Annotated in this window: 16 protein-coding genes and 3 pseudogenes; 12 read left to right on the plus strand and 7 right to left on the minus strand. The window is 59.1% G+C overall.

Annotated features, from left to right (window positions below; translation table 11 throughout):
* The 3 genes and pseudogenes from ABIB00_RS37530 to ABIB00_RS37540 form a co-directional block, all read right to left on the minus strand.
* The coding region (locus ABIB00_RS37530; RefSeq protein WP_354107843.1) for a transposase at positions 1 to 353 on the minus strand (353 nt) is incomplete at its 3' end.
* Positions 354 to 386: 33 nt separating this feature from the next.
* The gene (locus ABIB00_RS37535) at positions 387 to 890 is read right to left on the minus strand and encodes an isocitrate lyase/phosphoenolpyruvate mutase family protein (protein ID WP_354107830.1); all 504 of its coding nucleotides are present in this window, start codon (positions 888 to 890) and stop codon (positions 387 to 389) included.
* A gap of 29 nt (positions 891 to 919) precedes the next feature.
* A pseudogene (locus tag ABIB00_RS37540) lies at positions 920 to 2,075 on the minus strand (pyridoxal phosphate-dependent aminotransferase).
* Between the two features lie 77 nt (positions 2,076 to 2,152).
* Here ABIB00_RS37540 and ABIB00_RS37545 point away from each other — a divergent pair.
* The 3 genes from ABIB00_RS37545 (at position 2,153) to ABIB00_RS37555 (ending at position 3,476) form a co-directional block, all read left to right on the plus strand.
* On the plus strand, positions 2,153 to 2,326 hold the full coding sequence (locus ABIB00_RS37545) for a hypothetical protein (RefSeq protein ID WP_354107831.1): 174 nt from the start codon (positions 2,153 to 2,155) through the stop codon (positions 2,324 to 2,326).
* Between the two features lie 402 nt (positions 2,327 to 2,728).
* On the plus strand, positions 2,729 to 3,250 hold the full coding sequence (locus ABIB00_RS37550) for an ABC transporter substrate-binding protein (protein WP_354107832.1): 522 nt from the start codon (positions 2,729 to 2,731) through the stop codon (positions 3,248 to 3,250).
* A gap of 100 nt (positions 3,251 to 3,350) precedes the next feature.
* Positions 3,351 to 3,476 carry a hypothetical protein gene (locus tag ABIB00_RS37555; protein WP_354107833.1) on the plus strand — a complete coding sequence of 42 codons (126 nt, stop codon included), beginning with the start codon at positions 3,351 to 3,353 and terminating at the stop codon, positions 3,474 to 3,476.
* Between the two features lie 343 nt (positions 3,477 to 3,819).
* On the opposite strand, the gene ABIB00_RS37560 is transcribed toward ABIB00_RS37555, so the two are convergent.
* Both ABIB00_RS37560 and ABIB00_RS37565 read right to left on the minus strand, forming a co-directional pair.
* Positions 3,820 to 4,026, minus strand: coding sequence for a cold-shock protein (locus ABIB00_RS37560; RefSeq protein WP_354107834.1), 207 nt, complete (start codon positions 4,024 to 4,026; stop codon positions 3,820 to 3,822).
* A 98-nt stretch (positions 4,027 to 4,124) separates the two neighbouring features.
* Positions 4,125 to 4,517: a hypothetical protein gene (locus tag ABIB00_RS37565; RefSeq protein WP_354107835.1), complete on the minus strand. Its 393-nt coding sequence runs from the start codon at positions 4,515 to 4,517 to the stop codon at positions 4,125 to 4,127.
* A gap of 947 nt (positions 4,518 to 5,464) precedes the next feature.
* On the opposite strand from ABIB00_RS37565, the gene ABIB00_RS37570 reads away from it, so the two are divergent.
* Both ABIB00_RS37570 and ABIB00_RS37575 read left to right on the plus strand, forming a co-directional pair.
* Positions 5,465 to 6,877, plus strand: a complete 1,413-nt coding sequence (locus tag ABIB00_RS37570; RefSeq protein WP_354107836.1) for an MATE family efflux transporter — start codon at positions 5,465 to 5,467, stop codon at positions 6,875 to 6,877.
* Between the two features lie 1,175 nt (positions 6,878 to 8,052).
* The gene (locus ABIB00_RS37575) at positions 8,053 to 8,172 is read left to right on the plus strand and encodes a hypothetical protein (protein WP_354107844.1); all 120 of its coding nucleotides are present in this window, start codon (positions 8,053 to 8,055) and stop codon (positions 8,170 to 8,172) included.
* A gap of 1,012 nt (positions 8,173 to 9,184) precedes the next feature.
* Here ABIB00_RS37575 and ABIB00_RS37580 read toward each other — a convergent pair.
* Complete coding sequence (locus ABIB00_RS37580; protein ID WP_354107837.1) at positions 9,185 to 9,379, minus strand: hypothetical protein; 195 nt, start codon at positions 9,377 to 9,379, stop codon at positions 9,185 to 9,187.
* A gap of 958 nt (positions 9,380 to 10,337) precedes the next feature.
* Here ABIB00_RS37580 and ABIB00_RS37585 point away from each other — a divergent pair.
* The 7 genes and pseudogenes from ABIB00_RS37585 to ABIB00_RS37615 all read left to right on the plus strand — a co-directional run.
* Positions 10,338 to 11,288, plus strand: a complete 951-nt coding sequence (locus tag ABIB00_RS37585; RefSeq protein ID WP_354107838.1) for an ATP-binding protein — start codon at positions 10,338 to 10,340, stop codon at positions 11,286 to 11,288.
* Positions 11,221 to 12,213, plus strand: coding sequence for a hypothetical protein (locus ABIB00_RS37590; RefSeq protein ID WP_354107839.1), 993 nt, complete (start codon positions 11,221 to 11,223; stop codon positions 12,211 to 12,213). Before ABIB00_RS37585 ends, ABIB00_RS37590 begins: the two co-directional genes overlap by 68 nt.
* 160 nt (positions 12,214 to 12,373) lie before the next feature.
* Positions 12,374 to 12,862 (plus strand): hypothetical protein, encoded by a 489-nt coding sequence (locus tag ABIB00_RS37595; protein ID WP_157642934.1) that lies wholly within the window; start codon positions 12,374 to 12,376, stop codon positions 12,860 to 12,862.
* 576 nt (positions 12,863 to 13,438) lie between these two features.
* Entirely contained in the window at positions 13,439 to 13,648 is a 210-nt protein-coding gene (locus tag ABIB00_RS37600) for a hypothetical protein (RefSeq protein ID WP_354107840.1), read from the plus strand.
* A gap of 909 nt (positions 13,649 to 14,557) precedes the next feature.
* Positions 14,558 to 14,953 (plus strand): phage head-tail connector protein, encoded by a 396-nt coding sequence (locus ABIB00_RS37605; protein ID WP_354107841.1) that lies wholly within the window; start codon positions 14,558 to 14,560, stop codon positions 14,951 to 14,953.
* Positions 14,954 to 15,260: 307 nt separating this feature from the next.
* Entirely contained in the window at positions 15,261 to 15,494 is a 234-nt protein-coding gene (locus tag ABIB00_RS37610; RefSeq protein WP_354107842.1) for a hypothetical protein, read from the plus strand.
* Between the two features lie 211 nt (positions 15,495 to 15,705).
* Positions 15,706 to 16,035 (plus strand): annotated as a pseudogene (locus tag ABIB00_RS37615) (IS110 family transposase); the annotation flags it as partial.
* 391 nt (positions 16,036 to 16,426) lie between these two features.
* On the opposite strand, the pseudogene ABIB00_RS37620 reads toward ABIB00_RS37615, so the two are convergent.
* A pseudogene (locus tag ABIB00_RS37620) lies at positions 16,427 to 16,596 on the minus strand (IS256 family transposase); the annotation flags it as partial.

Raw genomic sequence — 16,596 nt, forward strand, 5'->3', positions numbered from 1 at the left:
AGGTAAAGGATCGGCAGCAGCGTCTCGATCGACTTCGACCGGCGCATGTAGGGCGGCAGGATCGACGGCGAGAACCGGATGCGGCCAGGATCGGCAGCGTCCGCTTCGCGATCGCGTACACGCGGCTGGCGGACGGCGACCGGACCGATGCCGGTCATCACCTCGCGCTCCGGCAGGTGACCGTGGCGGACCACGCGCTGGTGGCCGTCCCGGGTCTTCAAATCGGCATGCCGGCCTAGAAAGTCTGCAACCTCGGCCTCGACCGCCTGGGCCAGCAGGGCACGCGCGACTTCTGTGAGTTGATCGTCGAAGATTCCTGGCTGAAACGGTGGAGAAGTGGAGGCGTCAAGCACCCCCACGATATGCCGCCTTTCCGATTCCCGCCGTCACCAACTTTGGGCGATAGCTCTGCCAAAGATCATCATGCTGACATTGCCCAACGTTTTGACCCGCTTCGACTCGAGGTCAGGGTAGGCGTTCGGCACGATCACCAGCGGCACCGCTCCGGTCCAGGCGCGCGAAAAGCTTTCGATCTCGGAAGGATTCGTCCTTTTCGAATGGATCAGGATCATGTCCGCGCCAGCCTCCGCGCGCGCGCCCGACGCAGGGCCTCCGCTTCGCCGAGGCTGGCAATCAAGGCTTCGGTGCGGGCGATGACGAGGAAATCCCCGTCCGATCTCCGCGACGATCGGCAGCCTCGTGCGTCCGGCGATCGCCCGCAGCATGTCGAGATGCTGTGTCATTGAGATGAGGCTCATGTCCTGCAGCCCAAAAGGCGCAGACAGCTCAAAGCCGGACGCCCACAGTCCGTCAAATCCGGCTTCTTCCGCGAAAATCGCCGAAAATGGGCTGTGGGCGACCATGATGTGGACCAGGCCAGTCTCGGCCATGCGGGCGCGCAGGCTTTTGGCAGGGGACATCAGAATATCTTACAGGACAGGGTCGCGCAGGCGGCGATGATTCGGTCGCAGGCGCGGTTGAGGTCCTCGAGCGAGGAAGCATAGGAAATCCGGATATAGGGCGAGGCCATGAAGCCGCTGCCGGGCACGACAGCCACGGCGAAAGCGTCGAGCAAATACATGGCAAAGTCACTGTCTGTTTCGATCAGCTTGGCGTCCGGCGTGCGCTTGCCGATAACCCCCTTGCAAGAGGGGAAAACATAAAAGGCACCGTCCGGCACACGCAAGCAAGCCCCTTGGCCTGGTTCAGCTTGGCGATAACAAGGTCGCGGCGCTCCAAAAACGCGCGCACGAACTCTTTGATATGGTCCCGCCTCCCTGACAGCGCCTCGAGCGCGGCATGTTGAGAAATCGAGCTGGTGTGCGAAGAGGTCTGGCCCTGGATGAGGTTCATGGCCTTGATTAGCGCCAGAGGTCCGGCACCATACCCGACGCGCCAGCCGGTCATCGCGTCAGCTTTGGACACGCCGTTGACTGTTAAGGTGCGCTCAAAGAGATCCGGCGCGACTGCGGCCATTGTTGCGAAGTCGGCGTCGTAGGTGAGCTTTTCATAGACCTCGTCGGATAGCACATGCACATAGGCATGCTCGCGCAACACCGCAGCGAGCGCGAGCAAATCACCTCGGCTGTAGACAGCGCCGGTCGGATGCATGGCGAATTCAACATCAACCATTTGGTGCACGGCGTGATCGCCTTCTCCAGCGCCCGGGGGCGGAGCTTAAAGCCATCGAGTTCGCTGCAGGCGACGAGCACCGGCTTGCCGCCAGCCAGCGCCACCATGTCGGGATAGGAGACCCAGCATGGCGTTGGGATCATAACCTCGTCGCCCGGATCGAGGCTGGCAAATAGTGCGTTGAACACGACCTGCTTGGCGCCGCAGGCCACCGTGATCTGGTCAATACCGTAATCGAGGCCATGATCGCGACGGAGGCTCTCGCCGATCGCTGCCCGCAGTGGCTTGATTCCGGCGACCGCCGTATATCTCGTCTTCCCGTCGCGGATGGCTCGGATGCCAGCTTCACAGATAGCGGACGGCGTGTCGAAATCCGGCTCACCCTGGCTGAGCGGAATCACATCGGCGCCCTGATCGCGCAGCTCGGCGGCGCGGGCCGTCATGACCTTGGTTTGAGAGGGACGGACGAGCTTGAGCCGTTCTGAAACGAGAGACAAGACACAATATCCTTCGAGTTCGAATGAGCGGTTTCGTGGCGATCTATCCGAACGCGAACGACCAAACTAACCGGGTGATCGCGGCATTGGATAAAATCATCGAAGATTACGATAACTGTATCGCTTCTTCGTGCGGCTCTGTTGGGCCGTTCGCAGTGCGTTGCGTCTTCGCTTTCCCTCTCATCAGCCTGCGTTAGAAGTGCCAACTATCGCATCTTCGCAAGCTTACATCGACTTATTCGATTTAATCTCGTCCTGCCGTAGCAGTTCAGGTTTTAAGGTCGCACACAATCGCGAATATGCCTGATGACACAAGCGCCCAATTTCGGTAGTGCCAATGTCAGTGCCGATCTAAGAATTCGCGGGCGTGGCATCCGTAGGAATAGAAGTGGAACCGGAGGGAGGGATGACCCATATCGAACTGATGTGACGGCAAGCCATCGCAGGCGCGGTTGCGGCAAGCGTGTTGGCCAGCACAGGCGCGGTGCTGCGGAAGGTGAGCCTGAGACATTGACGCGTCGCCGCCTCAAGGTCGCCATGTCCGGATTTCCGCGATCGTTAGACCCGGTCATCGCGACCGATACTGCCATCGCCGGACCATGCCGCAGCGTTTCGAAACGCTGATCACCTTCGACCATGCCCATGATATGGCGCTACGGCCCGGCTTGACCGAGCGTTCGGAGCGGATCAATGCGCAGTCACTGCGGCTGTTCTTGCGCAAGGGAGTGGCTTTCCATGACAGAACGTCTTTGACGGCCGAAGACGTCGCCTTTAGTCTTGGTCCTGACCACCTGCTGGGACCTGGACGCAGCGGAATTTCCGAGGCGCTTCAGTCGCTTGATCGGCTCGAGAAAGTCGAAATCGTTGACCCTTTTACCGTCATTGTGCATGCCAAGGGCGGCGACGCGCTCCTCGAGCAGCGTCTGGCTGCTTGGGATCGGAGATCGTCAGTCAGCGCGCCTTCGGTGGCGGCGGGCTCGTGGGAGCGGTGGACGACCACAGCCCCTGTTGGAAGCGGTCCTTACAAGCTCGTCGACCACAAGCTCGATATTCGTGTCTCGCTGGCTGCCCACGATTCGTATTGGGGCGGTCGCCCCCCCCCGTTCGATGGCATCGAATAGCGCATCATTCCCAAGCTTTCCGCGCGCGTGAACGGCCTGCTCGCCAGCGAGCGGACTCGGAAAAGAGACGTTCTATCTGACACCTGACGCGATCCTGGTTATGGCCGGCAAGATCGTTGCCGGGTTCGGCTACGAAGAGGTTGAATTCATGTTTCGAAGCGCTCGCTTTATCGAGGAAGAGACGCCGCCCGCCGACGCGACTGTCGTAGACCAGACTTGGCGCTAGGTTAATCGTAAGGGCGGCCCGGACCGGCGCTTGGACACCAACCGGGAGCTACCGATCTGCCTATACGGTAAAATCGATCTTCGCTCGTCCGACCGAGTGAACCAGCGGATCCAGTGTTCGCGCTTGAAGCAGCCGAGAGATTTGTCGCATCCCTCGCTGCAATATCCGCTTGAGAATGCGATCCCGATAAGCGCCTCGCACGGCGCTCCGATGCGCACCGCTGATCGTGCGTCGGACACGAAACGGCCTCAGGCCGGGAGATTTGCTGAGTCGATGCTTCTCGCGCAAGCCAGAAGCTAATTCAGAAACCCCAAAGCTTGGCAGATTCCTGAGGGCAAGCCGATCAGCCGATGCGCAGATTTTCGGCGCTCGTCTTGCCCGAACGACGAGCCATCAGCTCGTAGCTGACCCGAACGCCTTCCGCGAGATTGGTGTAGCCGGCCTTCTCGACCGCGCTGATGTGAACGAAGATGCCAGCTCCCCCGTCTTCCTGGCTCGTGAAGCCGTATCTCTTGACCGCGTTGAACCACTTCACAGTCCCCAATGCCATTGCATTATTTCCAAACTGAAGTTCCGCGATCTAATCGAAGAACTGCCTGACCATAAGGACGTCCGCGCGACCCCTCGCGTTGAGCGCCCATCACGCGTCTACAACCGTTTACGCCCAGGACGGTTTCTGCGGGCGATCGGTCGTGGCGGCGCAGCCGGCAATGGCGGTCGCTCATCGCCAGCTGGCTCATCGGCCTGTGCCTCGGGCTGGCCTTGCGCCACACATCGATCGAGCTTCTCAAGGGCCTCAAGGACCTTCCATCCCTCCTCAGTGATGGTCCAGTATCCCACCTCGCGGTCGATGAGCTTTTGTCCGAAGATATCGAGGTTCGGCTCGCGGCTCGCGATGCGCTTCATGCGCGCTGCCCACTCGGGTCCGCTGGTGTAAAAGATGGCCAAGTGCTGTTTGACGACTTCAACAGCGGCTCGGCCGCCCGGCTGGCCGGCAAGTATCTTCAGTATCGACAGCTGAAAGCTCACATGCGCACGCAAAGATTCAAGGAACTCCCGACGATACCGGCGCTAGCCACGGCCGGGTAGCGCACATCAGCGCTTTCAAACGAAAACCTTGCCGGATAAGGCTAACGAGGCAGCACAGTACCGCATTCATATGCAGCCTTTCCTGGACAACCCTGCGCAAGGCCCAGGAAGGGGAAGTCACGATCGACGTCTATGGCTTCCTAACTTGTGCCACCAATGTCGAGAGCACTTCATTTTCCAAGGTGCCAAGACTGGGATCGAGGCCACGCAGCTCATCAATGTGATTGCATATCGATATCTGTGATCCTGTCGAGCAAACGAGTCAATCCCGCTAGGTCCTCCTAACGGATGAAATCACGCTCGCCATGTGGTCGCATCGCCGCCCTTTCGCCGGTGAGCAGGCGATGCCGATTGTCTTATTTGCGACGTGCTGTCGATCTCCCGACAAGTCCGCTTGGAGAAGAGCGAGCATCTATTCAATTCGTCGCAGTTGGCAGCGGCTTTGAAGAGTGAGATGGGCTTTGAAGAGCGAGATCCCATCGATTGGTCAGGAGTGCAGGGATGGCTTGCGGGATGATAACTCTTTTCGTGGCATGGATCGGGTCCGACTTCGGGCCTCCAATCTTTGGCATCAGCGCAGTGGCCTGCGCATGAATCGCCTCCATGATCGACCTGGCTCCATCCCGATGCGCGCCGTTACCATTGCACGATTGCGGTGATTGGCCAATTCTGGCGCGGCATTTGCAACCTCTCCTTGGCGCTTATCGCACGCGAAAATCGGCGCCGCGCTGGTCGAAGCCCAGCGGCCAAGCCGTGGTCCGTTTTTGCGTCTAAACGTGTGGTCGCACGAGGCTGCCCGCGAGCAGCATCGCAGGCTGACCGCGAATTCACGCCAGAACGTAATACTCCCGTGAAAGAAGCGGTATTTCGTTCGCCGACGCAAACGGCGGCCTGATGATATGGACAAGATAGCCAAGACAAAGCCGGCATTAATCGCGCGACCAGAAGGGACGAGACGGGCGGCTATCCGTCGCTTCTCTATCGAGCTCGGCGAAACCGCGAAGCTCGCGTTGCCAATGGTGCTGACGCAGGTTGCGCAGGTTGCGATGATGACGACTGATCTTGCCTTCATCGGGCGTATCAGCGCTGAGGCGCTCGCCGCGGCAGCGCTGGCAGGCCGGCTCTATCTCATTAGCGTCACATTCGGCGTGGGACTACTAAGTGCCATCGCGCCTTTGGCGGCGCGGGCGTTTGGGGAAAATAATCTAGGCGCGGTACAGCGCTCACTGCGCATGGGCCTATGGCTGGCCCTGATCCTGACATTCCCGATCATTGCTGTGGCGCTGCGAGCAGAGCAAATACTGCTTGCCTTGGGCCAGACCCCAGATGTGGCGCAGCTCGCCCAGCAATACCTCTTCGGATTAGCCCTCGGCACGGCTCCGGCACTGGCGTTTTTGGCTATCCGCAGTTTCATGGGTGGGGTCAATCGGCCACAGCCAGTCTTCTGGATTACGCTACCTGCCATCCCCCTCAATGCGTTGTTGGTCTATATTCTGGCCTATGGGAAGCTTGGGCTGCCCCGGTTGGAGCTGTTCGGGGCAGGTCTTGCGACCACGCTGGTCAACTGCGGCATGTTTTTGGCGGGCTTGTGGTTCGCTGCACTGCGCCGGCCGTTCCGTGAGTACCATGTGCTTGCGGATCTCTGGCGTTTCGATTGGCGCGCAATGCGGCAGCTCATCGCATTTGGGACGCCGATCTCCATCGCTTCATTGATCGAGTCGGGACTATTTGGAGCCACGTCGCTCCTTGCGGGCTTGATCAGCAACAGCGCACTGGCCGCTCACCAGATTGTTGTTCAGGTTTCCTCGGCCCTCTTTATGATTTATCTCGGCATTGGGGCGGCCGCTGCCGTGCGCGTTGGCCATGCCGCCGGCCGCGACGACCGTGCAGGCGTCAAGCGGGCGAATCTGGCGGCGATGTTGCTCGGTATGGTCATAGCTACAACGCTAACGCTTACGTTGATCACCGTGCGTTTTGAGATCGTGGAGCTGTTTCTGGGCAGAGCGCCCCGCGATTCGGAGGCAACGATCAGCCTCGCTGCAAAGCTCCTCATCGTCGGCGCAACCCTCTTTATCACTGACGCAGCCCAGTGCATTACGGCAGGCGGCCTGCGCGGGCTGAAGGACACGCGGGTGCCGCTGCTGTTTGCGACTATTGCTTGGTGGCCGATCGGCTTTTCCCTCAGCTATTGGCTCAGTCTGAAGATCGGTTTGGGCGCCGTCGGTATATGGATTGGCTTGTCGACCGGATTCACAATCTATGCGGCGATCCTCGTGCTTCGGTTCCGCCACTTAGCAAGTCGCCCTTTCTGATGCGCGCGCATCACTGATGCAAAGCGGCGACGATATTCCGGGGTGCTTGCCCGTGCGGTTGTGACCGGGGCGATCGCAAGTCGAACTGAAAATTGAAGGTTTCGCGTCACGGCGCGACTGCAGGGATAACATAACAAGAGATAGTAACTCGAGTAGCATCATAGTTTTCGATCATTTCATTTCAAAAACGATAGCCAAAGTGGTTAGCTCGTTTGAGTGCAAGTAGGAGTCCTCAAGGCATCCCTGGCGATTTGCAGGCTTTCCAACTTGTCACTCCTGCCAGAATGGCTCAACGGGTCCCTCTCCCTTCGAGAGCAACGCCGGCAAATCGAGCAGCCCAGCGGCGCGCACCCGGCGTCGATACGATCACGCTTAGTCAGGGCATATCAATTTTCGAGACGCTGACCGGTGTCTGCGAGCGCCGCAGCTGTGAAATGCCAAGCACACGAGATGCATCCCATTCGCAGGAATCAAGCCGCCACGCGAACGATCCGCCGGCAGCATCGGTCACGCTTCCTGGCTCAATCGCGACGTCGACCAGATCAGGATCGGCTAGGGCGCCGAGCAGGTTCTCCTGGACGCGGCATTTGCTACCCTTGCTTGCGAGGCCATGCTATCGACGGCTTGCTGGACATCCTACCTGACGTCCTCGCCGAATTTGGGCGATCCTCGGGGCCTGTGATGAATTCCGTGGCTTCGCGTCGTGCCCGCAGAGGTGCATCAGGCGATCATGATCAGACCAAACCACTGACGCCGCAGCCTCCGTTCAAGGCAAGCCGGGCGGATCTCTAGAGCTGAGGAGAGTTGCTGGCGCTCGCACGCCGCTAATCCCGGCTCGGCAGCGGCCATCGCGGTGGCCGGGCTTTGGTCAGCATGGCTGGGGGCGCCATACCCGCATTGCGCTCGCGTTAGCGATCGGCCTCGGCTCCAAGTCGATGGCGCTGGGCTGCGCCAGCCAAGTCCGGGTAGTCCGGGTCGCTCCCAGTCCGCTACGTTCCAGCTAGACGAAAGCTTTACATGTTCGACCGACCGAACCGGAATCGGGTTCTCATCGTGCTGTTCGATGGGCTTTGACCCGATCTCGTCAAACCATCATTGACGCCGAATCTGGTCAAGCTGCAGCGCCGCGGTGCGGTGCTGGCCAGCAGCGCACCGTCTAGCCCAGTGAAACACGAATAGCGCTCACGAGCCTCGCCACTGGCGCGACGCCGGATCGCCACGGCATCATTGAGAACAATATCTCGACAGGCAGTCGCCCATACCGCGCTCTGTCGACACGAGCGACGCGCGCCTGATCGAGCACCTTGATGCCGCAAACGAGGGCCATTTACTCGGTGTGCCATCACTTGGTGAGATCCTCGCGGCGAACGGCAGGACCCTCTCAGTCCTCGCTTCCAACTCGGCGGGGGCAAGGCGCCTGCTGAACCATAAAGCTCGAAAGCTCGGACAAGTGACGCTCTCCGGCCACTTCCCTTGCATCGCCACCTCCGCCGAGATGCTCAGACAAGTGGAGACCCTGCTGGCGCCAACGCCTGCGGCGCCCCCCGCCGGCAACCCAGATCTTGCCTCTCAAGCCTTCCTGACTTCAGCGTTCCTGGACGTAATCTGGCCTCAAATTCGGCCCGACGCCGCAATCCTCTCCTTCCGCTGCTGGTCTCGCATATCTTTTCAATGTACGAGGTACGTCCTGTCCATCATCGATAAAGACCTCTGCGAGCGCACGACCGGTCATCGTTGCCCGTCGCGAAAGGCCAGAAGGCCGAGCACTGTCGGCGCAATGTGGCAAATGTCTCAGGGAACTTGCGAGAGGAAAACGTCTTTCGATCAGCGGGCCCGCCAAAATGCCGACCCACGACATCTCGTTGGCATGCCACCCGCCGTGCACTCCGAAGCCGACCGCCCCATCCGCACTCCAGGTGCGGCCCATAAGGCCAAATGGATCGAGACCATCCGACCGGAACGAGAACAGAATGTCCGCCCGATCGGGCATGGTCGGCGAACACCAAATGGCGGGCAAAGCTGCCGCCGCAATGCCATAGGCCGCGCCACCCGCGTAAACACCGGACCACACCAGGGCCGCTCGATCATCGATCCTACTGTGCGGCGGATAACGGCGTCCGATGGCTCGGCGAGGTAAATTGCTCCGACTTGGCCAGGTATGACGTGGCATCGATCCCGGCCGCCGGTGCCGGGCCGCAGCCCGGCAGCCTCGAGCGTCTCAAATAGATCGGCCCGCGCATGCACCGTCACATGTCCATGAGAGGCGGCGATCAGGTGCACGCCAAGGGAGACGTCCTCAGCCTCCCATCAATCGAGCGCGCGGCGCAACTGCCGATCGACAAAGCTGATCGCTGCCATCGTCTTTGGCGCGCCAGTCCCACAATCGTGCGAGGAAATATCGGGCTCCCCGGTGCATACCGGCAGCACCTTCGTCGTGTGCAGGTCGGTGAGGCAGTCTATCTTGATTTTGCTGGCGCCGTGGGGCGTCGCAATAACTGACATAACTCAAGCTCGATCTGCGTCCCGCAAGGGCCGGTCTGCTGTCATCCATGGTGAAATTCGTCGAAAAATTCCATGGAGCGCCAGATTTAAGCGCTGGCTCGAGAGTCATTGCACTAATTCAACCCCCCATGTTTGCTACCACATACGAACAAATGCACCCATCTCTCCGTCGGGGACCGATTTATGTCGAAAGTTTCACCATTTCATTCAACGAAACCTGGTGCGCGAAGCGTCTATCACGACAACGACAAGTGTACCGAGGGCAATAACATCGAACGGCAGAATCTCGCCTCGGGCACCGGAGGGCGGCCGCGCTGCGAACATTGCGGCCGCCTAGCCTAGTTCGCAGCTGCCGTGGCGGGTAAAACGAGCCCCGCCACGGGTCTGGGGCAGGAAAATATGTCAAGCTTGAGGGCAGCGTTCTTTGCTTCGTTCGCGTCGGCTTGGCCTCCGCGGTGTGCTCGCTGACGCAGTTCAGTCAAGCTCCGGCCGAGGTCACTGGCAGAGTTTTACGATGGTCGATCGGTCGGCTTGATTGATTTTCAGGCATCGCTTTCAAGTCGGCTTCATTGTGCCAGATGGGTGGCTCAGTTCTAATCTCAATTCATTTGGCGAAGCGTTCTGGGCGGCTTTGCAGGGGTGGTAACGTAAGCCATTAGCGGCGCATTGTGCACAACATTAGGACCAAGTCCGGAACCGCTGTTTGTCGAGACGTCTCGCGATTGACGCTGCCGCACAGAAGCAGGTGGCCAGCTCAGGAATAGCAACCATATGGCCGCTGACGATCTTCCCTTTTCATCTACCGTCTCATCCGTTGTCGATGCCTTCTTCAAAAAGCTCGAGGACTAGAAAACCCTTTCGCGGACGTCTTTGTCCGCGCTGCGAAAGGCACTGGCGGATCATCGATTGGACGCCGAGAGCCTACCGGCGGCCATTTTCAGCGCTGCTGAGCCGAGCAATGATCCAGATTGAAGAAATCGAAATTGTCGAGTTCCGTGGAGTTCGTCATCTCAAGCGCTCGTTGGGCCGAAGGAGTTTTGGCATTGCGGGGCCGAACGGTACTGGCAAGAGCGGCATCGTGGATGCGATCGAATTTGCCCTCACCGGAAACATCACTCGTCTCGGCGGCGCGGGCACGGCGGAGCTGAGTGTCAAGGCGCACGCTCCACACGTCGACGCGAGCAAAAAGCCCGAAACCGCGCTCGTTCGCCTGCAGGTCTATGCGCCCGCTCTCAAAAAGAGCTTCATAATCGAGCGGAGCGTCAAGAATCCAGGCGCCGCGGTACTCAAGCCGAGCAGTGCTGAAACCAGGGCGCTTCTGGCGCAGCTCGAAACCCATCCTGAGTTTGCCCTGTCTCGCCGAGAAATCATCAAATATATTCTCGTTCCTGCAGGCAAACGATCACAATACGTCCAAGAGCTGCTGCGCCTTGATCAGCTCGAAAAGCTGCGGGTCTCACTCCAACGCGTCGCCAACGATGCAAAACGCGACCACGGAAGGGCCGAGGTGGAGGATCGGCGGACCAAGTCCGATTTCTTTCACCATCTCGGCATTGCCACTCCAAACAAAACTGATCTGCTTGCTTCTGTAAATGCTCGTCGAGCTGTGCTGAAGCTCGATCCTGTGGCGGACCTCGCGCCGGAAAATGCCTTGAAGGTTGGCAGTTGGCCAAAATACAACCATACTCGGAGTACAGAACAGAGAGCGGCGACACAGAGCGCCGGCCGACTGCTACGGCCTGACTGCGGCGGGGGTTTCTCCTCCTTTACCCCGCCGCGCCCGAAATCAGATCTGCTGCAAACGGCATCCTCTTCTTTTCTCGCGCAATCAAGGAACAGAATTGACAGTTCAAATCGGCGTCAATGGCCACTCCATGTTCGCCTCGGGGGCGTACCGCCAGATCAATGACGAGGACGTCTTCAAGACGCTCGCCGCACATAAACTCAAGCGATACCGCCTGACCAGTCCTCTGGCGGCTGACACTGATCCATGGGTAGCGACGCGCTTCACCTCGATCGTGGGCCTTGCCGCCAACTATGGCGTCACTCTTGAACCTGTTCTGGCGCTTCCGCTAATGTGGGGCGACAAGACCGATGCCGGCAAGTATCCTGCCGGCGAAGCTGCTGCGATCTACTCCCAGGGCTACAATCGGACCCTGGCGTTTGTTCGCCAGTTCGCATCTTCAGTCGGCGACTGGGAACTTGGTAATGAGATCAATCTGACGGTCCGTGATGCCAACGGCTCTCCGTTGTTCGGCAAGGGGTGGACCTCTGCCGAGTTCGCTGCATATCCGTCGATGGCCGACTTCGCCAATCTCTTGCGGGGAATGTCGGACGCGATCGAGCAGGTACGCCGCGACACCGGCAGAAACCTTGGGCGCATCGTCGGCACCACATCGACGATGTTCGGCTACATCGACTTCATGAAGGCGAATGGCGTCAAGGTCGATGTGCTCGGCTATCACTATTACGAGCATGCCGGCGTGGACCCGACGAACTACTGGGGCGGAGTTCGTCCCAATTTCAACCTGTTCACAAAGCTGTCGAGCTACGGCGTTCCAGTCGCCATCAATGAGATGAACGGCGCCGAGATCTACGACTCAACGTTCGTCAACACCTCGACGTCTGCGTCGATGTCGGCCTGCAACTCAAACCTGGATGCGATGCTGGCGAAGTTCTCTCAGTATTCGTTCATCGAGTGGATCGATCTCTACGAGCTGATCGACGAGCCGGACAAGACTGGTCCCGATGGTCGGTTCGGGCTGATGTTCAATCTGTCGACCTCGAAGCCGCTCATGTCGACGGTTGACAAGTATACGGGTGGACCCCAATAACAGCGGCGCTATTCCGGCGCAGATTTTCGGCTAGACTCCCTTCAGGGGTGAGCACATAGGGACTGCCTATCAGCCTGTGGTATTTCTGCTAATGTTGTGGTCTAAAGCATTAATTGCCGTTTATTTGTTGGGAAACTCGCTCCTACGCCGGGAGGGTCCAGTGCCTGATGAACACGACTCCACTTTGCGCGATGCGCATTGGAAAATGTACTCAGAGAATTCGATCCAAGCGCGTCATCACGAGACGCAACGAGCGGCGGTAGCATCTACATTCATAGGCATTTCGGGCGCAGTCATCGCCTTCATGACTTCGGACAAGACGCTGAGTCCTTTGGACCTGCCGCCTGCACTGCTACTCGTTCTGCTCGGCATGTTCGGAGCAGTGTTTTCCGCGAAGCAATACGAGCGGATACAGCTACACACGCGGCGCGCACGGGGCTATCGTGATGCCTATGATGCGCTGCTTCCAGGGTCACCTCTGAGAAGCATCAGACGGATCGCGGATGATGACAACACGCGAGAATTTCCGAAACTGAGTGTTCTACGTCTGAATCAGTTTTGGATTGCGATGAACCTTGCGATCTCTGGACTTGGCGTTTGTCTCGTGATTGTGGCGCTATTCTTCCCGATTCGGGTCATAGCCCCGTAGTGGCGTTCGTAGGTCGCCTTCTCACTCCCTTCAAGTCACTGAACCTCCAGAGGGGCGCAAAATTCCATGACCGCCATCCTCATCACGTCGTTGGTCGAGCGAAGTCATCTCAGCACCGGGAGAAGTCTTATTCTGCAATCACAATCTTCGAGCCGTTGCGGGTCGCCCGAGACCCGCCATGTCGAAGGCTTCGATTCGACCGGAACGAAGAAGAGAAGTTTATTCCGACAACATTGAATAGAGATTGAACCCGCCAATCGCAAAAGCACAGAAGGCAATGCGCCGGAATCATGCGGCCAGGTCACAATCGCCCATATTCCTAGCCCAGCATTGATCGCCAGGCCAACAATATTGGTGTGATTAAGGACATAAGCAACAACGGCAAAAAGGAATACCCCCCAGCGATGAGGGCCACCAAAGCGAAAAATGAAAAAAGGCCTTCGATTGGTGCGGGCATTTAACTTCCCCGCTCGGCTACCATGATGGATGAACACTACCAGCGATAGAGGGTTTGTCACGTCCATTCCCTCAGGGATGTCGGCTCGCTCTCTTCAAGGGAAGGGAGGGGAGTGCTCAATGTACTCCGCTGGCCGTACCTTTCGAGATCGCGCGCGTCAAAGCCTCGAGGCGGGCTGCGATGCCGCTCATCCGGCGGGCCGCGTGTTGAAGCGCTACTATGTCGGTCGGCCCGGCGCCGGTCGCAAGATTGAGTTCGTTCTGCAGGTGCTGAAATTCCGCCTTGCACCGGTCCAGCTCGGCGAGAAGCATCGCGAATTCGTCCACTAGCGAACGGCCCTTCTGTTGCATGGGCTACGGCCACGATAAGAATAGTCCGACAGGGCTGTCAGGTGTCCGGTGGGTAGTCCACCAGCATTCGATCGATCTCTTGGTCAAGCCAGCGTTTCGAGAGGCTTAGGAGGAAGCCCACCATCCGTCGGGGAATGGCTCCGGCAAAGCCCAATCGACTTGGTTGTCGTTGTCAGGGGGAGCTGATAGCTCCTGCATTCCCCTTAGTGGCGCGTGGCGACGGAGGCGAACAGACAAAGCGACCCGTTCACCACGTCGAACGCCGGGCGATGGAGGATGTGTCAAGCGTAGTGGAGGCACACCTCGGGCGCTTCGCTCAGCTTCTTCGACCAGATCTCGAAGATCTTCCAACTCTGAGAGCTGAGAAATGAGTTCACTAAGTCGTTGGGCACAGAAGATTGGGCGAGAGCTTCGCATAATGTCCTCCCCAGCACAAAAAGCACTATCAGGACGGCTTCAGAGCAAATAGCGCGAGCGTAAAAGTGAAAACTATCATGGGTAAATATCGGATTTCAATACGTCAGGCTAATTGCCGCAGGGTGGCTGCTTCGGTCAGTGCGGTCCGAGACCATTGAGAGAGCAAAAGGACCCCAGCTTCAGGGCGGTGAAGCTGGGGCTGTCTTGAGGCTGCCCCTTGGGAAAGGCAGCCACCCGCTGGCAAAGGGCAACGGGAAAACTTTGCAATCGGGAAGTCGTTCCAAGCCGCGTGTCGGCCGCAGAATTCCCGGATGTTGACGCAAGCCGCTCCCTCTCGGCGCCGAGCGGTTGGGCTTGGCGGCATTTACCTTGTTTGAGATTTTGACCCCGGCTGTGCCGTTCTGAATCGAGGCGAGCCAGCAGTCACACGTCAGCCCACCGCTGCTCGTCGATTAACCACCCAGAGGCCGCATGAGATCGATCGTCACAGTGGCATCGCCCGCGTCAGATACCGCGCTGACCACGCTGGAACGGGTGAAATTGGAACTCGGCATTCCGAGCGGGACCACGACCAGCGACCCTATCCTTCAGGAGAAGATTGAGGAGGCCTCAGACGACATCGAGGCCGCGCTGGGCTTCCGCCTGGTGCGGGAGACCGCGGTCGAGACCTTTTGGCACGAGCAGTATGACGTCGCGCCGGAGAAGCTTGTTCTTGACCGGACCCCGGTGGCGGCAATTGCGAGCGTGGTCGTCGACGGGTTACGATCGACGCCTCGGCCTATCGGCTCGATCCGAACACGGGTGAGCTGTTTGCGCTCGGCAACGGTTATCCCAGCGTCTGAGTGTTTTGCCGGAGCGTCGTCGTGAGTTCAGGTTCGATGCCCGACACACGAGCCGCCGTGTCTTCCACGTTCGTGACGAGGGCGAGAGTCCTCCGGAACGGTGCAGGACGTGCGAGCAGTGCGGCAGGGCTTAAACGCTGCAGCGCTCCCGCTCGCGGTTCTGTCCGGGGGCGTGCAGAACGCGCGTATGCCGCGAGCGTTTGGCGTTCCAGCTAGCGTTAGCATGATGCACCGCCGCGCGCCACGCCCACCCCGCAAGGCACCACCAGATGGCTTGCTAGGACGACAAACTGGGTGACAGAAACGATTGCGGGAGACGACGAGGTATCACTGTGAGTAATCGTCACCACCGCCGCGCTGATCTGGCTAAAATCAAACGCAATGCACCTGGCGCCTTGCTGACGTATCTGGTCGAGCCCGACGAACCGGCGCTCGATGGCATGCCGCTGCTCAAGGCTGCGGCGGGCCACTGGACCGGCCGGTCTCGAAGATGGTCGTCACTGCCTCATCTGCAGTTCATACTTGTGACCAGTCGGGACATCGGCGATGTTGCTCAGCACGCCTGACATCGCCAAGCCGACCAAGTTGGTACCGCCGGAACATGCCGGGCGTGCTGGGAAGCGTGATCTGCCCGTTGAGGGAGCCGTCCATGGGCGAGGTTAGCACGATTGGTCTGGATTTGGCGAAGTCGCTGTTCCAGGTGCATCGGATCGATGTCACGCGCGCGGTCCTGGATGAAGCGGGTAAGTCGGGCCGGTGCTGGAGTATTTTTGCCAGCAGCCACGTTGTTTGGTTGGGATCGAAGCACGACCGTCAGCGCATCATTGGGGCCTCGAACTCAGGCGCTTGGACATACGGTCAGACTGATACCTCCGAGCTATGTGAAGGCCTACCTCAACCGCAGTAAGAACGATGCGAATGATGCGGCTGCAATCTGTGAGGCTGTGACGCAGCCGTCGATGCGTTTTGTCCCGGTCAAGAGACGACGAGCAGCAGCCGTTTTGATGCTGCACCGGACCCGACAATCGCTGGTGCGCCAGCCTACCAATGTTGAGCAATGCACTGCGCGGGCACCTGGCCGAACTCGGCATCGCGTCGGCCAAGGGGCGCAACGGGACAGCGGAGTTACTAAGGATTATCGATTGTCGGGGGCGAGACTACAAGGAACGGAAGCTGTCGCTCGCGGCATGAGGCAGGCGGACTACGAGATGGCAACACCAATAGACGAGCGCATGACGACTTAATGCAGATACCTCGTTCCGAGAATCGGGAGAACCCGCTTTCAGACGGTCAACGCCCGGTGGGCGAGGTAGAACATCGCGAAGGTGGAAATGATGAGGCTTGTCCGGGAGAACGACGCTCGCACTTGGACAGCAGACTCAGTGTGCGTGGCTTGAGGATGAGCATGTGACCCGATGGGGCAAGTTTCGCGCCTTATTAGTCGAGCGTGGCGGACTTCCGTGAGCTATCGCCAAATTTTGGTGACGGCCGGAGCCGGTCAGGCGGCGGCGGTTATGGGCTGACGGTCGGTCGGCTTGGCGATGACCTCGATCCCATCATTGAATGTCACACCGACAACGAGTTTTGGCAACTGGTTGTGGCCATCGAGACGACGCCAGCTTCTCTGCGCGGCCTCGAGCAGTTTGAAGACCATCGCGAGTGCCGTCT

Source organism: Bradyrhizobium sp. LB14.3, from assembly GCF_040547985.1.
Taxonomy (GTDB): Bacteria; Pseudomonadota; Alphaproteobacteria; order Rhizobiales; family Xanthobacteraceae; genus Bradyrhizobium.